The organism is Pseudomonas sp. GOM7, assembly GCF_026723825.1.
Classification (GTDB): Bacteria; Pseudomonadota; Gammaproteobacteria; order Pseudomonadales; family Pseudomonadaceae; genus Aquipseudomonas.
This window is the reverse complement of the sequence record NZ_CP113519.1, coordinates 3,392,335-3,411,769: the sequence shown is the minus strand read 5'-3', so window position 1 is coordinate 3,411,769 and position 19,435 is coordinate 3,392,335. Positions and strand designations below refer to the sequence as shown.

The following is a 19,435-nucleotide window of genomic DNA, read 5'->3' as shown; positions in this document are numbered from 1 at the left end:
TCGACAATATCGACATCACGAGTAGGCAAGTTTCTACGGCAAAGCATGAATCTGGTATCGAGTTGACGTGTATCAGCGAAACTGAGATTACCCGCGCCCGCTCCTCAATCCAACCCACCCGCAATAGACCAACAACACCCCTCCAGCCAGCGCCATCACCCATGGCGCGCCGAGGTGGGCGGCGAGTAGCCCGACCAGCAGGCCGCCGAGGGCGTCGAAGCCGAAGCGGGTGGAGGTGTAGAGGGAGACGATGCGCCCGCGCAGGGCTTCCGGGGCTTCGCTTTGCAGCACGATATTGGTACCGACATTGCTCACCGTGATGCCGAAGCCGATCAGCGCCATGGCGGCGAGCGATAGCGGCAGCATGTCGCTACCGGCGAAGACCAGCAGGGCCAGGGCGGTGACGGCGCTGGCGGCGAGGATGGTGCGCGGCAGCGAGTCCACGGATAGGCGCGAGGCCAGCAGCACGGTCGACAGCAGCGAGCCGAGCCCGGCAGCGCCCCAGAGCCAGCCGAGGGTGGTGGCGTCGCCAGCGAAGATATCCTTGGCGAACACCGGCAGTAGCACGGCGTAGCTCGACGCCGTGAAGTTGATCACCAGCACGCTGAGCATCATCGCCCGGATGCGCGGGTTGTGCCGGGCGTAGCGCAGGCCTTCACCGAGCAGGTGGCGGTAGGAGCCGGCCGCCCGTTCGGCGGGGCGCAGGTGGATCAGCAGTAGGCCAATCACCAGCGCCAGGTAGGACAAACCATTGAGGAAAAAGCACAGCGCCTCGCTGGATACGCCCAGCAGCAGCCCCGCCAGGGGCGGGCCGATGAAGCGCGAGGCGGTGAACAGCATGGCGTTGAGGGCCAGGGCGTTGGGCAGGTCGGCGCGGTCGTCGATGAACTGGCTGAGCAGCGACTGTCGCAAGGGCGTGTCGAAGGCGTTGAGCACGCCCATCAGTGCGGCCATGGCGACTATCAGTACCGGGTTTATCCAGCCGAGCCAGGTGAGCAGGGCCAGCACCAGCGCCTGCACGCCGAGCAGAGCCTCGACCAGGATGAGCAGGCGGCGTTTGTCGTGGCGGTCGATCCAGGCGCCGGCCAGGGGGCCGACGAATAGTTGTGGCAATAGGGCGACACAGGTGGTTAGGCCGAGCAAGGCCGCTGATCCGCTCAGGCGATAGATCAGCCAGGCCAGTGCCACCTGCTGGATCCAGGTGCCCAATGTCGAAATGGCATGGCCGATGAAGTACAGGCGAAAGTTACGGTGACGCAGGGCGCGCAGCAGGTGGTGTTGGGGCGCGAGGGGAAGGGCGGGCATCGGGGTGCGTCCGGGCAGAGGTCGCCAGTGGGGTGGTCGTTAATAGATTAACGTTGTTGCGAGGTAATGCTGCAAATCTCTATGAAAAGTGCAATTTAGTCCCCGGAAGATGCATTTTTAGCCCGCCTACCAGTACCCATAATGAGCGCGTCCCTCGGCCGGAATCGCACTTGATGCGCAGGCTGACGGGCTGCACGAGCAGCCTGTCAGTGTCGTCAACGAGTCACCTGCCGCGATCTACAGCTAACAATAATCAGGGCTCGTACTCAGATGAAAAAGCCAAATCCACTCCTCGAAGACCTCAAAGCCATCCTCCCCGCCATTGCCGCCAATGCTTCGCGTGCCGAGCAGGCGCGCAAGGTGCCGGACGAGAATATCGCCTTGCTCAAGGGCATCGGCATGCACCGCGCCTTCCAGCCCAAGGCCTATGGCGGCATGGAGATTTCCCTGCCGGAGTTCGCCGACTGCGTCGCCGCGCTGGCCGGTGCCTGCGCCAGCACGGCCTGGGCCTTCAGCCTGTTGTGCACCCACAGCCACCAGTTGGCGCTGTTTTCCAAGCAGTTGCAGAACGAGGTCTGGGGCGACAATCCCGATGCCACCGCGAGCAGCAGCATCGCGCCGTTCGGCAAGGTGGAAGAGGTGGAAGGCGGCGTCATCTTCAACGGTGAGATGGGCTGGAGCAGCGGCAGCGATCATGCCGAATGGGCCATCGTCGGCTGCCGTCGACAGAACGGCGAGGGCGGTCAGGATTATTGCTTCGCCGTGCTGCCGCGCAGCGACTACGAGATTCGCGATGACTGGTTCGCCGCCGGCATGAAGGGCAGCGGCACCAAGACCCTGCTGATCAAGGATGCCTTCGTACCCAACTACCGCATCCAGAAAGCCAAGGACATGATGGAGGGCAAGTCCGCCGGGTTCGGGCTGTACCCCGACAGCAAGATTTTCTACGCGCCTTATCGCCCGTACTTCGCCAGCGGCTTCGCCGCCATCGGCCTGGGTGTGGCCGAGCGCATGCTGGATGCCTACAAGGAAAAGACCAGGAACCGCGTGCGTGCCTACACGGGCGTCAATGTCGGCACCGCCACGCCGGCGCTGATGCGCCTGGCCGAGTCCACTCACCAAGTCGGCGCCGCGCGTGCCTTTCTGGAAAAGACCTGGGCCGAGCACGCCGAGCATGCCGAGCGTCATCAGTACCCAAGCCGCGAGACCCTGGCGTTCTGGCGCACCAATCAGGCCTATGCGGTGAAGATGTGCATTCAGGCGGTCGATCGCCTGTTCGAGGCGGCCGGTGGTACGTCCTGGTTCGAGAGCAACGAGATGCAGCGCCTGTTCCGTGATTCGCACATGACCGGCGCCCATGCCTACACCGACTATGACGTCTGTGCGCAGATCCTCGGCCGTGAGCTGATGGGCCTGGAGCCGGACCCAAGCATGGTCTGAGCCCGGCTGCACCTTGCGTTGGGGCCGCTGGCGGCCCCGCTACTCGAACAATAAGCCGCATCACCGCGGCCAGGGAGAATCCCATGACTACGTGCATCGACCCGCGCGCCTTTCGCCGTGCGCTGGGCAATTTCGCCACGGGCGTCACCGTCATCACCGCTGCCACGCCCGATGGGGAGAGGGTCGGCGTGACCGCCAACAGTTTCAACTCGGTATCGCTCGACCCAGCCCTGGTGCTGTGGAGCATCGACAAGCGCTCCGGCAGCTACGAGGTGTTCCAGCGCGCCACGCACTATGCGGTGAACGTGCTGGCCGCCGACCAGATCGACATTTCCAACCAGTTCGCCCGCCCGCGTGACGACAAGTTCGAGGGCATCGTGCACGAGGCCGGGGCGGGCGGTGCGCCGCTGCTGGCCGATTGCGCGGCGCGCTTTCAGTGCGAGATGCACCAGCAGGTCGATGGTGGTGATCACTGGATCCTGATCGGCAAGGTGGTGGCCTTCGATGATCTGGGGCGCTCGCCGCTGCTCTACCACCAGGGCGCCTATTCCATGGTGCTGCCGCACACGCGCATGACCCAGAAAAGCGAAGGCCAGCCGCCCAGCAGTGCCTTCCAGGGGCGGCTGAGCCATAACCTCTATTACCTGATGACCCAGGCCGTGCGCAGCTACCAGAGCAGCTACCAGCCGCGCCAGCTTTCCACCGGCCTGCGTACCAGTGAGGCGCGCATGCTGATGGTGCTGGAGAACGACGCTGGCCTGAGCATGGGTGACCTGCTGCGCGAGGTGGCCATGCCGGTGCGCGAGATCGAGCAGGCGGTGGAGATTCTCAAGCGCAAGGGCATGGTGGCCGATGCCGACGAGCGCTACGTGCTGACCGCCGCAGGCGTGGAGCAGGCCGAAGCACTCTGGCGCATTGCCGGTGAGCAGCAGGACAAGGTATTCGGCGCCTTCAGTGTCGAGCAGGTCGAAACCTTCAAGAGCATGCTCAAGGCCGTTATCGCCCAGGGCTGATCGGCTGCACAAGGCTTTCTCTGACCGGCCCCGGGCATGCTCCCGAGGGCCGGTTTTTTGTATGTGTTCATGGCCTTGCTCCGTGTGAAATGTGCTGCCCTGACACGCGGGGGCAAGGCTACGGCAGCCTGGTGCAAGCATTCACCTTCACGCAGTAGCACAGTGATAGCCGACGAGGCACGCGCCCGACGTCATATCCATGGGCACCACTGGGCTGCAAGGCCCGAGCGGGAGAACAAGAGAATGAACAAGACCAACGCCCCTGACATTGCCGCGATGCCGGCGGGGAGCAGCACTTTCATGCAGCACAAGAAACTCGGTTTCATCACCATGATGGCGATCTGCGTCGGCCTGGTGATCGTGCAGGGCTCGATGATCACTGCCACGCAAGGCATCGGTATCGGCGGCATGGGCTTCATCGCCGCGCTTATCGTCGCTTTCGTCCTGGCGCAATTCAACGCCATGAGCTTTGCCGAATTGTCCTTGATGTTTCCCCAGGAAGGGACGCTGGCGACCTATACGCAAAAGGCCATCGGCCACTTCCCGGCCATCGTCGCGGTGTTCGCCGGCTACGTGGTGGTGGCCATGCTGGCCCTGCCGGTGGAGATGTTTCTGGTCGATGCCATCATCGGCGAGCTGCTGCCCGGCATGTTCCCGCCGCTGCTGCTGCCATTTCTGGTGCTTGGCGTGCTGGTGGTGACCAACATCCTCGGCGCAGACGTGTTCGCCAGGGTGCAGAACCTGCTGTCGTTCATCCTGGTGACGGCGCTGATCCTGATCGGTCTGTGCGCGGTCAGCGGCGCGGTGGAGCCCCATGTCGCAGTCAGCGGCACGCCGGTGAGCCTGAGCCTCGAACCGATCCTCGATGGCAGCTTCATCGGCCTGATCGCCATGGCCATGTGGCTGATGGTGGGGGTGGAGTTCATCTGCCCGATGATCAACGAAGTGGACAACCCACAGCGCAATATCCCGCGCGCGATGATGCTGTCGCTGTGCGCCATGCTGGGGATCTTCCTGCTGTTCGTCTGGGGTGCGACCTACTACCTGAATGTGGAAACGCTCACCGGCTCGCCGCTGCCTTACCTGGACTATGCCAATGCGGTATTCGGCAAGGCTGGCCTGATCATCGCCGCCGTGATGGCGGTGACCGCCACCTGCAGTACCGTCAACACTGTACTGGCGGCCGTGCCGCGCATGCTGCAGGGCATGGCCGAGAACGGGCAGGCCTTTCCGCAGATGAAGATCACCAGCCAGCGCTTCGGCACGCCTTGGGTGGGCATCCTGTTCATGGCCGTGATCATTGCCATCCCGTTGGTGCTGATGGACATCGACTCGCTGATTCCGCTGGTGATCGCCGCATCGACCAGTTGGCTGCTCGCCTACGTGGTGGCGCATATCGACGTGCTGGTACTGCGCCGCCGCCTGCCGCACCAGCCGCGCCCCTTCAAGACGCCGTTCTACCCGCTGCCGCAGATCATCGGCATCGGCGCCATGCTCTACGTTGCGCTGAACAACTCGCCGTCGCCGGAGATGACCGTGCTGGTCTACAAGATCCTCGGCGCCATCCTGCTACTGGTCAGCGTCATCGCGCTGCTCTGGGTCAAGCTCTACATGAAGCGCCCGTTGTTCAAACCCGACCTCGGCTAGATGCTCCGCGCCACGCTTTCGACAAGGCGTGGCGGATGACGCGCCCGCACTACGCAAGGTCAGCGTCAGTTGACCTTGCGTAGTGCGTTATCGCTGAGTATCGACAACCTGGCGGGAGTAGCCGTTATGTTCTTTCGTGATCGAGGCCGTGATATCGCCGAGGCGCTGGGGCAACAGCTCGAGGCCTTGGGCCAGGGCGCGGAGCTTTCCGCAGTTCGTTCGCCAATATTGGCCGAGCAGCCCCGTTTGAACGATGCGCTGGCGCGAGTCGCTGCTCACCTGCGCCAGCTTCAGGAGCAGCAAGCGCGTTTGCAGGCGCAGATCGATGCGCAAGCCGAGGCGCAGCAACAGGCCACCGTTCGCGAGCGCCAGTTGCAGGAGCAGGTGCAGCGCCAGGCGCTGGAACTGGAAGCGCTGCATGGCCAGTGCCATGAGCAGCAGCAGGCATTGCAGCATTGCCAGCAGGAGGCGCGAGTGTGGGAGCTTGCACAGTCGACGCTGACCGAAGGTTATTGGGATTTCATCGTGGTCGATGGGCGTATCGACCATCCCGCCAGCAGCATGCGCATCTCCAACCAGTTCCGTGCATTGACGGGATACAGCCGCGACGAATTGCCGGATGGCCTGGAAAGTCAGGCCGGGCTCATTCATCCGGATCACCTCGGGGCCATCGCCAGCCTGTTCGAGCGAGAGATCGTCGATCCGGCCGGCAGTGGCGAGTACGTGATCGAGTACCTGATGCGTCACAAGACGCGCGGCTACATCTGGTTCCGGGAGCGCGGGCGTTCGGTGCGCGATGAGCAGGGGCGGCTCTATCGGGTGATCGGGGCGGTGCGCGACATCTCCGATGAGCGTAACGCCCAGGCCGCCCATGAACGCATGCTGCAGCACAACCAGGACACCTACGGGCAGATCGCCCAAGTGGTCAGCGTGATCAAGGGCATCGCCGAGCAGACCAACCTGCTGGCACTCAACGCAGCGATAGAAGCGGCTCGCGCCGGCGAGGTGGGGCGCGGCTTCTCGGTGGTCGCTGACGAGGTGAAGAAGCTGGCGCAGAACACGCGTCAGGCCACCCAGGAAATTCAGGCGATGCTGGCGCGTACCCAGTCCTCACCTAGGGGCTGTTGACGTTTCGGCGCGAACCGCGTTGCTGCGCCAAATTGCGCCATGGCCGGGCGGCGTTCCGCGAGGCGCGGGATGCAGGTAATGGTCGTTCCCTTGCCAAATCCCGCAACGACGCATGGCGCAATTTGCCGCGCAACCCGAAGGGACGGGCCAGTTTTTGCGCGGATCGTTGTTGCTCAACGGCTCATTTGGGCGACCAAACTTCGCGTCTCGCGCCTAGCTCCGCGCAAAAACTGGCTCCGTCGCGGCCGCGAGCGAAACGTCAACAGACCCTAGCAAGCCCGACTGACGTCATGCCTGCCGCTATGCCCTGCGTAGTGGCAGGGGATCGATCCCGCTGGTTTGCGAACCGTCTCCGCCTGCCAGGCGTACCCCATCAAGACAGCACGACCCGTTTGTTCGTGTTGCCAGCGACCCATGCACGAAGGCGCCCTGATGGGCGCCTTTGTGGTTGCGGCGGGTGTCGGCGCTGCGTTCAGGCCGATTTCAGCGGGTTGCAGATGCCAGGTTGGCAGGTGCCGACTGCTCGCGCGAGGCTGTGGCGAGCCGCTCCGGCCTCAGCAGGAAGTGCGCCAGGGCAGGGAGGAGAATCAGGGCACCGAGCATGTTCCAGAGGAACATGAAGGCCAGCAGCAGGCCCATGTCGGCCTGGAACTTGATCGGGCTCAGCACCCAGGTGATCACGCCGATGGCCAGCGTCACGCCGGTCAGCATCACCACCTTGCCGGTGAACAGCAGGGCGCGGTAGTAGGCCTCCGACAGGCTCTTGCCCGCGCGCAACTGCGCCAGCGTCACCGAGAGGATGTACAGCGCATAGTCGATGCCGATGCCTACGCCGAGGGCGATCACCGGCAGGGTCGCCACCTTCACGCCCATGCCCAGCAGCACCATCAGCGCCTCGGCCAGCACCGAGGTCAGCATCAGCGGCAGCACGGCCACCAGTACCGCGCGCCAGGAGCGGAAGGTGATCAGGCTGAGCAGCGCCACGGCGGCGTACACCAGCAACAGCATCTGCCACCAGGCTTCCTTGACCACGATGTTGGTCGCTGCCTCGATGCCGGCGTTGCCGGCGGCCAGCAGGAATTTCGCGTCGGCTGTGTCATTGGCCCTTGCGAACGCGGCAACATGCTCGACCACACCGGTCAGGGTGTCGGCCTTGTGGTCGCGCAGGTAGATGTACAGCGTCAGCAGGCTGCAGCCATCGTTGTACAGGCCACGTGGGGCGCTGGCGGCGACCGAGTTGAGCATGCCCTGGTTGGGCATGAACTCGTACCACTTGGGGTTCGCTTCACTCAGGCCGACCATCATGCGGCGGTTGAGCAGGGCCAGCGACTGGGTCGATTCCACGACTGGGAGCTGGCGCAGTTGCCATTCCAGGGCATCGAGCCGGTTGAGGATGTCGTACTGCGCGCACTGGCCGTCCGGGGTGCTCACCAGTACCGCCAGCACATCGCTGGAGGCGCCATAGTTGGCGTTCATGAAGGCCACGTCGCGGTTGTAGCGGCTGTCGGCGCGCAGTTCCGGCGCGCCCGGATCCAGGTCGCCGATCTTCAGGTGGGTGCTGACGATGAAACCGCCAGCGCCGATCAGCAGCGCGCCTGCCACGGCCACGCTGGCCAGGGGGCGGCGGGTGAACCGATCGAGGAACGACCACAGCCGGTGCTTGCGCTCGCCACGCGCATCGGCCTGCTCGCTACGCAGACTGCGCGCTGCGGCGCGAGCGCTGACGCCGGTGTAGGAGAGCAGAATCGGCAGCAGGATGAGGTTGGTGAAAATCAGCACCGCGACACCGATGGAGGCGGCGATGGCCAGCTCACGGATGACCTGGATATCGATTACCAGCAGCACCGCGAAACCCACTGCGTCGGCCAGCAGGGCGGTCATGCCGGCCAGGAACAGGCGGCGGAAGGTGAAGCGCGCCGCCAGCAGCTTGGGCACGCCACGACCGATGTCCTGCATGATGCCGTTCATCTTCTGTGCGCCGTGGCTCATGCCGATGGCGAAGACCAGGAAGGGCACCAGGATCGAATAGGGGTCGAGCGAGTAGCCCAGCGTCGGCAGCAGCCCCAGTTGCCACACCACTGCCACCAGGGAGGCGGTGACCACCAGCAGGGTCGAGCGTATGCAGCGGGTGTACCAGAACAGGGTGAGTGTGGCGATCAGCACGGCGATAGCGAAGAACACCAGCACCGCGCGTACCCCGTCGATCAGGTCGCCGACGATCTTGGCGAAGCCGGTGATATGGATGCTCAGGCCTTCGCCTTCGTACTGCTGGCGCAACTGTTCGAGCTGGTTGGCGAAGGTTGCGTAGTTCAGCGGCTGGCCGTTGCTGTCCTTGGCCAGCAGCGGTACGTAGATCACCGTGGAGCGGGCGTTGACGGCCACCAACTGGCCGATTTCGCCGGAGCGGGCGATGTTGGCGCGTAGCTGTTCCAGGCTGGCCGGGCTGCCATCGTAGCCATTGGGGATGACCGAGCCGCCCTCGAGGCCGTCTTCGGTCACGCCAGTCCAGCGGGTCGAGGGCGTCCACAGGGATTTCATGTTGACGCGGTCGACCCCCGGCAGCAGGAAGATGGCGTCCGACAGGCGACGCAGGGCGTCGAGGTAGTTCGGGTCATAGATGTCGCCGGCCGGGTTCTGCACGGCGATGCGCACCGAGTTGCCCAGCCCGGTCAGTTGGCTCTGATAGTGCTGAAACACCTGGATGTAGGGATGCTCGGTGGGAATGGTCTTCTCGAAGCTGGCATTGAGCTCCAGCTTGGTGGTTTGCCAGGCCAGCAGCCCGGTGGTGATGGCGCATAGGAGCACCACCAGCAGACGGTGGTTGAACAGCAGGCGCTCGAGCAACGAGCCCGAGCGCGGATCGAAGTCAGCGGAAGCTTCCGCCAGGTCTGTTGGCGCATTGTTCACTTCACGTCTCCAGCATTCAGCACACTGACACCTTCTCCGCTCACCAGGACGATATCGGCCTGTGCAATGGGCAGCAGGTTGTTGAGGGGCGGCAGCGGCTGGCGGTTGCTCGGCAGCAGGCGGCCGCCTTGCTCGCGCAGGAGCATGCCGGCCTGGTTGACGAAGATCGGCTTGCCATCGGCCTGTAGTGCCGAGGCGGTGATCGAGGCCTCCACGGGTGAGGCGAGCGGGCTCCAGCTCGCGCCGCCGTCAGCGCTGCGCAGCGCATTGCCACGCAGGCCGGCGAGCACGATCGAACCATCGGCCGGCAGTTCGAGGGTGAAGAAGCTGCCGGAGTAGGGCGTCTCGATTGGGTTGAAGCTGGCGCCGCCGTCCTCGGAGAGCAGCACCAGGCCCTGTTCCCCGGCGATGACCACGCGCTGGCCACGGCTGCGGATGGCATTGAGGTGCAAACCGCCGGGGTTGGCGCTGCGCTGCAGCCAGGGCTGCCAGCTCTTGCCGCCATCGCGGGTGTGCAGGGCCAGGCCGTAGGCACCGACCACATAGGCATTGAGTGGATCCTTTACCCAGAGGTCGAGAAAGGGTTTGTCCGGGCCGTCCTCGACCAGACGCTGGGCTTCGGCAATCGCGCGCGGGTTACCTTGCGCCTGCGCTGCCGCCAGTAGCGTCGTCGCAACGCGACGGCCATCGAGGCTGGCTGTCCAGCTCGCACCGCCATCCTGGCTGACCAGCACGCTGCCGCCATGCCCGACGGCATAGCCGTGCTCGGCATCGGCGAAGCGCACGGCCGTCAGGGTGACACTGACCGGAGAGGGCGCCTGTCGCCAGGTCGCCCCCTGGTCGTCGGAAAGCACGATGAGGCCGCGCTCGCCGACGGCCACCAGGCGCTGACCGGCCTGGGCGATGCCCAGCAGGTAGCTGTGCGCCGGGTTGACCGTGGCCAAGGCCGGCCGATCCAGCGCGGCGCCGACCGGTTCGGCCTGCGCCGCGCCGGCCAGGCACAGGCAGAGCGCCAGCAGTGAGCACTGCCAGCGTCCCTGCGTGCCACGCGAAGGTTGACTAGGGGTGTTCATGAGCGCGCTCCGTAATGCTGTCGCGGATGGCGAGTAGATGGTCAGCGAATGCCATCATTGGCCAGGGCGTCCGGGGTGAATTCGACATCCGGCATACGCTCGAGCAGTTCGTAATGCACCGGTTTCTCGTTGTACAGGCCGGCGACCATGGCCGCGCCGGAGAGCAGATCGTTGAAGCCGAAGGCGAACATGAAGTTACCGGGCAGCTCTGGCATCACCATGATCTGGCCCCAGGTGGTCTTCCACAGTTGGCCGTTGGCATCCCAGCGATCACCCAGCACGCAGGTCCAGGTGTCTTCGTCGCAGTAGTAGCGGCTGCGTGCGGCCTGGTGGCGTTGGCCGTTGCGCAGGGTGGCCTCGACGACCCACACGCGATGCAGCTCCCAGCGCACATGGTCGGGGTTGAGGTGGTGCGCGCTCAGTACGTCCTTGTCCGAGGTCGGCTGCATCAGTTTGTTGGCGTTGTAGGGGATGTACTTCTCCTCTTTGCCGACGATCTTCCAGTCGAAGCGATCCAGGCGGCCGGAGAAGACTTCCAGCTCGTCGAAGCTCATCAGGCCGGCCATGGTCGGGCTCGGTGTGTCGCAGCAGGTATTGGGCAGCTTGCGCACGCGGCGCTGGCCCACCAGGTAGACCCAGGCCTGATCCTTGGCCGCATCGAGGTTCTGCCGGCCGACGATGCCTTCACCGGCGCGGATGGCCGGGGCGGAGAGGTTGACGCGGATATTGAAGTACAGGTTGGACTTGGCGTACTCCTCCAGGCTGCTGTCCTGGAAGTAGTAAGGCACTTGCTGAACCGAGCTGGCATCGCTGGCGAGCACGGCGCGACCATCGGCGGTGAGCTGATAGGCCGTGGCGTAGAAGCGAGCGGTCGGTGCGCGCCAGCGCAGCAGGTGGTTCCACATCACTTCGGCACCAGTGGTGGGGATCGGGAAGGGGATGCCGCCAAACGCGCCGACCACCACGTCGTTATCGATCTTCGCCCGGCTCGCGTTGGCCAGGGTGTTGTCGTACACCCATTGCGGCGCGGCGGCGGTGCGGTGTGTCTGATACACATCCAGGCGATAGCTGTCGGGGTACTTGGCCAGCATGGCGCGCGTGCCGTCGGTCAGCTTGTCGGCATATTGCGCCACATTGCGGGCATCGATGGTGAACAGCGGCTTTTCGTCCTTGAACGGATCCGAGCGACGCCCGCCGGGCTTGTCGCCTGGTATCGGCGTGGTCAGCCCGCCGTTCCAGGCGGGAATGCTGCCATCGGCGTTGCCGGCACGTTCGGCGCCGAGCGGGGTCAGTTCGCCATTCAGCTTGGCGGCTTGCTCTGCGCTCACGGCGGCCATGCTCTGCTGAGCGCACAGCAGGAGCAGGCTGAGTACGGAAAGGGAGAAACGAGTCATGGAAGGTTCCTCTGCTCAGAAGGTGCGCTGGATCGACAGGGCGATGAAGTCGCGATCCTTCAGCGATTGCTTGAAAGTGATGTGGTTGTCTTCGTTCACCGAGGTACCGGCCGGCCCGAAGTAGTGGGTGTAGGTGAGGCCGGCTCGCCATTCGTTGAGGTACAGGGCGGTCAGACCGATGCTGAGGTCACCCACCTTGTCGCCATTGAAGGCGCCGACCACCGCAGAGTTGCCGATACCGAAGCCCAGCCCGACCGGCACCGACAGGTCGATGCCGGGCAATACCTGGCGATAGCGCGGTTCGTAGACGAAGCGCACGTTTGCCGCATCGCGGTCGGCCAGAGGGTTGAGCGCCTGGCGGTTCTTGGTCACGTCGAGCACGCGGTTCCAGGCCACTTCACCGAGGAAATCCGCCTCGTTGGCGATGAACGACGGGCCGAGCGTGGCCAACCAGGACACCTGCGCGTGCAGGGTGTTGCCGACGGCGTAGCGGGCATCGCCAGCGTTGTCGCCGCTGCCGTCGAGGATGGTCACGCCATCGCTGCTCAGCGGCATGTTGCGACGGGTGGAGATTTCCGCGGCGAGGTTGTAGTCGCCGAAGGTGTGGCTGACGCTGGCGCCGAAGGCGCGGATGTTCTCCGGGTAGACCCATTGGTAGGTGCCCAGGCGCCCGCTGGCGAAGTCGGGGGCGCCTGCGCCGGGGCGAATGTAGATCTGCGGCGTCTTGTCGTGGTAGCGCACGGCATACAGGCCGAAGTCGGTTTCACCGGCGCGGAAGCGCACCTGCACACCGCCCTGGCCGGAGTCCTTGGCCTTCATGTCCTGCTGGCGGAAGAACGCCAGGGGTTCGCCACCGGGGATGACCGGGTTGGGCCCGGCGATCAGGCGCTCGGCGCCCTCGCCGATGGTGTCGAGTACCGAGAAGTAGCTGCCCGAGGCGGGCAGGCGGGTTTCTTCCCAGCGCCATTGGTAGAACGCGCCAACGGATATGTCGGGCGTCAGTTGCAACTGCCCGGAGAACTGTTCGGTGGGGCGGATCAGCTCCTTGAACTGGGTGTTGGGCACCGAGGCCGCCTTGACCGCGTCCACGGGCGCCATGGTGCCGGCGATGCCGTTGGCGCCGAAGAACAGGCTTTCCCCCCAGACCAGCGCGTGCCGGCCGGCGCGCACCGTACCCTTGGCATCACCCAGGTTGAAGCGGGCGAAGACGAACGCATCGAGCAGTTCACCCTTGCGCCCGTGCAGCTTTTCGGTGGCACGGGTGAATTCGTCGTGGTCGACCGACAGGGCGTTCGCGGTGGCGGGGGAGTCGTTGTCATTGCCCTCGTTGTAGACGCTGTCGTACCACGCCGCCCCGGACACCCGGGCACCGACGTTCTTGTAGATGGCGTCGAACTCCGAGAGCAGGTCGAAGCGGTTGGAGATCAGCCCACGGCTGAAATTGCGGTCGCCGTCGTCATGGTTGGGAAGGGCGGTGAGCTGATCGGACGCGCCCTTGAGGCGGCTGGCGGTGCTGTACTTGAGGGTGTTGTCCCAGCGCAAGCGCAGATCAGGATCCGCGGTATCGAACTGGAACGCCTGAACGCCAGGGGACATCGAGGCCATGATGGACATGGCGAGGGGATACAAGGCGAATTTCTTGTCCATCTCCCAGTTACCTCCGTTGCGAGATTTTTATTGTCAACAGGGTGTGTTTGCCCGCCCGGATAGGCGGAAGCCAGGACGTGGCAGTTCGTCCGTTACGGCCAGGTTACGGAGGGGGCGAAGGGCGTGTTAGCCAAAAACGGCAAAGATGCAGGCGGCTGAGAGAAAATATCGGGTCGCCACCCATGGGCGGGCGCCGGGTGCATCTGGTGCATCCGGGAGAGGGGGCGCACGGGGGCACGACGCCCCTGTGCGGGGCTAGCGGTGCAGGGTTTGCGAGGGGCGTTCGCCGAACATCGCCCGGTATTCGCTGGAGAAGCGGCTGAGGTGCCAGAAGCCCCAGCGGCTGGCGACTTCCTGCACCGATACCTGAGCAGCGCCCTGACGCAGTTCGCGCCGCGCCGCGTTCAGGCGCAGTGCGCGCAGGTAGGCGACCGGGTTGGTGCCGAGGGTTTCCTGAAAGCAGTACTGCAGCTTGCGGCGGCTTGCGCCCAGGGTGTGGCACATGTCGAGGATGCTCAGGGGTTCGTCGAGATGGGCCAGGGCATATTCACAGGCGCGGTCGACGGTACGCTTGCGGGCCGACGGGGTAATGCCGATGGGCTGGCTGGAGGGCAGCAACTCGAATAGTTGCAGCATGATGGCGTCGCGGAACTGGCGCCGTATGCATTCATCGCTCAGGTCGAACTGCGCGTGGGCCGAGCCGTATTCGAGGTCGGCGAGGATGTTGCGCAGGTTCTGTGGCAAGGTCAGTCCCTTGAGCTGATAGGTCTTGGGCAGGTGGGTGCTCTCGAAGGCGATACCCTGCAGAACCAGTTCCTGCTCCAGGATGTTCTGATCCACGGTGATCATCACCAGATCCATTTCATCGGGCGTGCGCAGCTGTGGCAGGTCATCGGCATGGGCGACCAGGGCGTTGCCTTCGGAAACCAGATGGCCGTCACAGTAAAAGTCACCGCTGAAGCTGAGCGGAATGCTGAAGTTGATGGTGCCGGGCTTGGCCGAGCCTCGCTTGATCAGCGACTGATTGGTTCTGTCGCGTATGACCTGCATCCAGTCCAGGCTGAATTCCGTCAGTTCGCCGTGAAAGCGGCCAGCGGTCATCTGGTCGTAGGTTAGCTGCCAGTCGCTGACCTGCTCGGCATGCTCGTCGATATCTTGCGAGCTGACGCGCCGGGAAAAGGGAGAGTTGCCGTTGCGCCGGGAGGCGGTGGATGAAGCGAATACGTCGTACATGCTCGTTAAGTCCGCTCGAACGCCGTCGGTGCGGTGCTTGCCGATGAGCCATTCTCCAGGGCGGAGGGCATTCGCATCATGCGTTTTGCCGTCTGCGGCGATCCATGTCCAGAGGAGTCTGGGTAGTCACCAGTGAGGCACCAAACGATTCCCACCAGGGGAAACACCTGAGCTGCAGTTAAGGAAAGGTTCTTTGTTGTTCTTGTTGACGATTTCTTTAAGTAAGCAGCCTTTCAGTTCGGCTCGTGGCGCGACTGGGGCAGACCCCCTCTCGAACGGATAGGGTCGAAAGGTGGCGGCTCTGCTTGGCATGGCCCTCACCCCTGGGTAGCGGATGATGGCCCGATGCGAGTGACGATGTTACAAAGTTAAGACGTATAACTGTCTTGATCAAGCGTGCCTCCCGATTGACCGCTGCTGCCAAGCTGTCAGCGGATGAGCGGTAGTCGCTCGATCGCAGGATGCGCCTGTGCCGAGACAGCGTTTCGCTATCTGGCGGCTGCCCTGGAGGCGTTTCAGACGCTGAGCGCGCAGGCTCTGGCAGCAATGGTCAAGTGCCAGGGCAGGGTGAATCAAGACGTGCTCGCCCGCTGAGTTCCTAATGTGATCCAGCAGAACGCAACGTGCACGGAGCCGGGCTCGTTTAGCAGTCGTTCCTTCTCGAATACTCAGGTCCTTCCCATGATCAATATCGAAACGCCCACCTACTACACGGCCACCAAGAAGTATGACCTCAGCTTTCCGTCCCTCGAGGCGGATATCGAAGCGGACGTGGTCGTGATCGGTGGTGGCTTTTCCGGCATCAACACGGCTCTGGAGCTGGCCGAGAAGGGCATCACCAACATCGTCGTGCTGGAGGGGCGCTACCTTGGCTTCGGTGGCACCGGGCGCAACGGCGGGCAGATCATGGCGGGTATCGGCCATGACCTGGAGAAGATTCGCAAGGATGTGGGTGAAGACGGCCTGCGCGCGATCCTTGAAATCAGCGACCAGGGCGCGCAGATCATCAAGAGCCGGATCGAGAAGTACGCCATCAATGCCGACTTCTGCCACGGCTACGGCTACATGGGTTTCAACGCTCGCCAGGAAAAGACCCTGGCTGCCTGGGAGAAGGAGTTCAAGGCGCTCGCCCCGCAGCAGGAGATCCGCCTGCTGCGGGGCAGCGAGCTCAAGCAGATGATCGGCTCCGATGCCTATTCCTGCGGCCTGCTGCACATGGGCGCCGGTCACGTGCATTCGCTCAACCTGCTGTTGGGCGAGGCCAAGGCGCTGGCCAGCCACGGCGTGAAGATTTTCGAGTACAGCCCGGCGTTGGAAGTGACCTACGGCGAGCGCGTCACCGTGCGTACCGCCAAGGGCTCGGTCAAGGCCAGCAAGCTGCTGTGGGCCTGCGACAGCTTCCTCAACAAGCTGGAGCCGGAGCTGCACAAGAGCACCATCAACACCTACGCCTTCCAGATGGTCACCGAGCCGCTGAGCGATGAGCTGATCGAACGTATCAGCCCGATTCGCGGGGCTTACAGTGACATTCGCCCGGTCATCGACTACTACCGCGTTACCCGTGAGAACCGCTTGCTGTTCGGTTCTGCCACGCCCTTCGTCGAGCACATTCCACGCGACCTCAAGGCCTGGAACCGCAACCTGATGCTGAAGATCTTCCCTTACCTCAAGGACGTGAAGATCGACTTGGCCTGGGGCGGCCCCATGGCCTGCAGCCCCAACCTGTTCCCGCAGATCGGCACCTTGCCGCAGCACCCCAATGTGTTCTTCGTACAGGGTTACTCGGGCTTCGGCGTCACCCCCAGCCACATCATCTGCAAGGTGTTGGCCGAGGGCATGAGCGAGGGCTCGGCACGCTATGACCTGATCAGTTCGGTGCGCCGCATCCAGGTGATCGGTAAAGACCAGATCCGTCCGTTGCTGCTGACCGCCGGCAAATCCTGGCACCAGCTCTCGGGGTACTGGAACGGGCGCCGCTGATTCATCCATTGATCATTAACAGAGGAAATACCCAATGACGCCTATCAAGCAAGGCACCACCCTCAACGAGCTGGATGCCTGGGGCACCGTTGCCGACCTGGGCTCGGAGATTCTCGAAGGCGAGGGCAAGGCCTTCGGCAAGATGACCTTCGGTGCGCCGACCGATGCGCTCAGCGCCGGTTATTTCGCCGTGACCAAGAGCAAGTTCCGCATGGTCTATCCGTTCAACGAACAGGCCACCGTGGTGTTCGGTGAGGTCATCCTGACCGACGAGGCCACCGGCCAGAGCACTCGCTACAAGGCTGGTGATAGCTGGTTCGTGACCAAGGGTACTGCCGTGCTGTGGGACGTGCTCAGCGACAGCTTCACCAAACACTACATGGCCGTGGTGTAACCACTGGCCGTTCACTCTGGCGGCCGATTCGGTCGCCAGGGTCTAACCGAGTCACGCGATCATGCATGACGCAGAGGTGGGGCAACGTTGCCTGAACAGCTTCCTGGCTTTGCTACCCGTCTCCGCCGGGGTCTTCTATCGCATCGCTGCCCAGCTCGAACCGCAGGATTTCCTTCTGCAGCAGATGCGCCTGGACATGCATGAGCGCTATCTGTCCGATTTTCGTCAGGTCGATCCACTGCAGCCGCGCAATTGCCAGCGCACCGGCAGCAGTGTGGTGCCCTTGCAACTGGGCATGAGTGCGCAGGACGCCGCCGCCAATCGGCGCTACGGGGATTTCCTCGAGCGCTTCGGCGTCGTCGATGTCGTCGAGGTGCTGGCTTTCGAGCAGGGGCGACCGGTGGCGGGCATCTCGCTGCTGCGTGGCGCGGAGCTTGGCACCTTCGCCATGCACGAACTGCGGCAGTTGCAGGCACTGCAGGGGCTGTTCGAGGTCGCCGTGGCAACGCCATCGTCTATCGCTCCGCGCATGCAACTGACGACGCGGGAATGGCAGGTGGCGGAGTTGCTGCGAGCCGGTTGCAGCAACAAGGACATCGCCCGCCGGCTCGATGTCGGTCTACCCACCGTCAAGACTCATCTGATCAATCTGTTCCGCAAACTGGGTGTCAGCAATCGCACCGAGCTGGTGGCGACCCTCTTTCTGTAAGGCCTGCAGAGTGCCGAATGCGGCCAGCTCGTGAGCCTTTCCATTCTCCCCGCGTATAGATCTGCGCTTCCTTTCGCCTCTTCTGGGCAGCTCCATGATGGTCATTCCGAGCCTCAGAGGAGGTGCCGTCATTCTGCCGAATTTGGATAACGGTGGCCTGGAACAGCGCCCTAGGATGCCTGCGTAAAGCCGGCGTGCGGCACCGAGCCGGACGTCGCGGAGCCGCTTGGCGAGTGCCTGAGCCCTGTCCCAAACGGGATGCTCTGACACGTGCCGCGGATGCCTCATCACATCTTCGAGGTCTTCAGCATGTCTCTGGAACATTCCCTTGCAGGCGCTGTGGCGCCCAACTCCCGTCAGGCCAGTGGTCGGCGTGAAGGCGTGGTACTGATGCTCGGCAGCAGCCTGACCATCATGGGCGCGGTGATGGTCGCCCCCATGCTGCCGAAGCTGGCCGCCGAGTTCGGCCCGACTTCGGCGCATGCCGAGCTGCTGGTACCCCTGGCCGTGACCGGGCCGGCCCTGACCATCGCCCTGTGTGCGCCGCTGGCTGGCTGGTTGGCCGACCGGGTGGGGCGCAAGGCGCTGCTGATCATCGCGACCTTGCTGTATGCAGTGCTGGGAATGATTCCGGCGCTGCTCGACGACCTCACGGCCATCGTCGGGGTACGCCTGCTGTTCGGCTGTACCGAAGCGGCGATCATGACCTGCTGCGCCACCCTGATCGCCGACTACTGGCGGGGTGAGGCGCGCATGCGCTACGTCAACCTGCAGGTGGTCACCATCGGCCTGGTGGGTGCACTGTTCTTCGTCGTCGGCGGGGCGCTGGGCGAGCAGTCATGGCGACTGCCGTTCTATCTCTATCTGCTGCCGCTGCTGTTGGTGCCGGCGATGATCCGGGTGCTCTGGGAGCCGGTTCGCGAGCGTATGGAAACGACGCCCGACGCGGACGATGAGCAGGTCTCGATTCCGGCGCTGGTCAGTGGCTACCTGCTGATCATGGGCGGGATGATCCTCAGCCTGATCGTGCCGGTACAGACACCTGTTCTGCTGGTGGAGTTGGGCATCACCTCCAGTACCCTGATTGGCCTGTCTGCCGGCCTGGGGCTGCTGGCCACTCTCGGTGGTTCGCTGATCTGGCCGCTGCTGCGCCGAGGTCTGGGCATCGCTGGTTGCAACGTGGCGTTGTTGACCTTGCTGGCGCTGGGCCTGTGGCTGCTGACCCGTGCACAGAGCTACAACGAGGTCTTGCTGGCGGTGAGCGTGCACGGCCTTGGCGCCGGCCTGTTGGTGCCCAATGCCATGGCCCCGGTGATGAACGCACTGAACGTCAACACCCGGGGGCGCGGTCTCGGCCTGTTCACGGCCTGTCTGTACATCGGCCAGTTCGTCAGCCCGTTGGTGGTGGCGCTGGTCGGCGCGTTCACTGGCGACCTGCGCGCCTCGATTCACTGGCTGGCGCTGGCCAGCCTTATGGCCGCGTCATTGTGGCTGGTCACCGGGCTGATCCAGCGCAAGCGCTTGGCTGACCCACTCTCTACCCACTCCTGATTCCCAAGGAAACT

General features: G+C 64.0%; 13 protein-coding genes and 2 pseudogenes. 9 read left to right on the top strand and 6 right to left on the bottom strand.

The genetic code is table 11. From position 1 onward, the window contains the following. Positions 1–87 precede the first annotated feature (87 nt). Positions 88–1,305, bottom strand: a complete 1,218-nt coding sequence (locus OU800_RS15025; protein ID WP_268178100.1) for an MFS transporter — start codon at positions 1,303–1,305, stop codon at positions 88–90. Positions 1,306–1,575: 270 nt separating this feature from the next. Between OU800_RS15025 and OU800_RS15020 the strand changes: the two genes are divergently transcribed. The 5 genes and pseudogenes from OU800_RS15020 to OU800_RS24395 form a co-directional block, all read left to right on the top strand. After that, positions 1,576–2,745 (top strand): p-hydroxyphenylacetate 3-hydroxylase oxygenase component, encoded by a 1,170-nt coding sequence (locus tag OU800_RS15020; RefSeq protein ID WP_268178099.1) that lies wholly within the window; start codon positions 1,576–1,578, stop codon positions 2,743–2,745. Between the two features lie 83 nt (positions 2,746–2,828). After that, positions 2,829–3,758 (top strand): p-hydroxyphenylacetate 3-hydroxylase reductase component, encoded by a 930-nt coding sequence (locus tag OU800_RS15015; protein ID WP_268178098.1) that lies wholly within the window; start codon positions 2,829–2,831, stop codon positions 3,756–3,758. Between the two features lie 243 nt (positions 3,759–4,001). Next, positions 4,002–5,405: an APC family permease gene (locus OU800_RS15010; RefSeq protein WP_268178097.1), complete on the top strand. Its 1,404-nt coding sequence runs from the start codon at positions 4,002–4,004 to the stop codon at positions 5,403–5,405. A gap of 126 nt (positions 5,406–5,531) precedes the next feature. Further along, positions 5,532–6,215: pseudogene (locus tag OU800_RS24130) on the top strand (PAS domain-containing protein); the annotation flags it as partial. A 54-nt stretch (positions 6,216–6,269) separates the two neighbouring features. Continuing rightward, positions 6,270–6,459: pseudogene (locus OU800_RS24395) on the top strand (methyl-accepting chemotaxis protein); the annotation flags it as partial. A gap of 557 nt (positions 6,460–7,016) precedes the next feature. On the opposite strand, the gene OU800_RS14995 reads toward OU800_RS24395, so the two are convergent. The 5 genes from OU800_RS14995 to OU800_RS14975 all read right to left on the bottom strand — a co-directional run bounded on the left by OU800_RS14995 (position 7,017) and on the right by OU800_RS14975 (position 14,787). Next, the gene (locus OU800_RS14995) at positions 7,017–9,440 is read right to left on the bottom strand and encodes an efflux RND transporter permease subunit (RefSeq protein ID WP_268178096.1); all 2,424 of its coding nucleotides are present in this window, start codon (positions 9,438–9,440) and stop codon (positions 7,017–7,019) included. Next, positions 9,437–10,513: a WD40/YVTN/BNR-like repeat-containing protein gene (locus tag OU800_RS14990; RefSeq protein ID WP_268178095.1), complete on the bottom strand. Its 1,077-nt coding sequence runs from the start codon at positions 10,511–10,513 to the stop codon at positions 9,437–9,439. The genes OU800_RS14995 and OU800_RS14990 overlap by 4 nt, the downstream gene beginning before the upstream one ends. Positions 10,514–10,554: 41 nt before the next feature. Then, positions 10,555–11,907 carry a DUF1329 domain-containing protein gene (locus OU800_RS14985; protein WP_268178093.1) on the bottom strand — a complete coding sequence of 451 codons (1,353 nt, stop codon included), beginning with the start codon at positions 11,905–11,907 and terminating at the stop codon, positions 10,555–10,557. Positions 11,908–11,922: 15 nt separating this feature from the next. Beyond that, positions 11,923–13,554 (bottom strand): DUF1302 domain-containing protein, encoded by a 1,632-nt coding sequence (locus tag OU800_RS14980; RefSeq protein ID WP_268178092.1) that lies wholly within the window; start codon positions 13,552–13,554, stop codon positions 11,923–11,925. Positions 13,555–13,809: 255 nt separating this feature from the next. Further along, on the bottom strand, positions 13,810–14,787 hold the full coding sequence (locus OU800_RS14975) for a helix-turn-helix domain-containing protein (protein WP_268178090.1): 978 nt from the start codon (positions 14,785–14,787) through the stop codon (positions 13,810–13,812). A 681-nt stretch (positions 14,788–15,468) separates the two neighbouring features. Between OU800_RS14975 and OU800_RS14970 the strand changes: the two genes are divergently transcribed. From OU800_RS14970 to OU800_RS14955, 4 genes are all read left to right on the top strand, one after another. Then, positions 15,469–16,767, top strand: coding sequence for an NAD(P)/FAD-dependent oxidoreductase (locus tag OU800_RS14970; protein ID WP_268178088.1), 1,299 nt, complete (start codon positions 15,469–15,471; stop codon positions 16,765–16,767). Positions 16,768–16,801: 34 nt separating this feature from the next. Then, positions 16,802–17,161 (top strand): cupin domain-containing protein, encoded by a 360-nt coding sequence (locus OU800_RS14965; protein ID WP_268178086.1) that lies wholly within the window; start codon positions 16,802–16,804, stop codon positions 17,159–17,161. Between the two features lie 61 nt (positions 17,162–17,222). After that, the gene (locus OU800_RS14960) at positions 17,223–17,870 is read left to right on the top strand and encodes a helix-turn-helix transcriptional regulator (RefSeq protein ID WP_268178084.1); all 648 of its coding nucleotides are present in this window, start codon (positions 17,223–17,225) and stop codon (positions 17,868–17,870) included. 309 nt (positions 17,871–18,179) lie between these two features. Beyond that, positions 18,180–19,421, top strand: coding sequence for an MFS transporter (locus OU800_RS14955; RefSeq protein WP_268178083.1), 1,242 nt, complete (start codon positions 18,180–18,182; stop codon positions 19,419–19,421). Positions 19,422–19,435 lie beyond the last annotated feature (14 nt).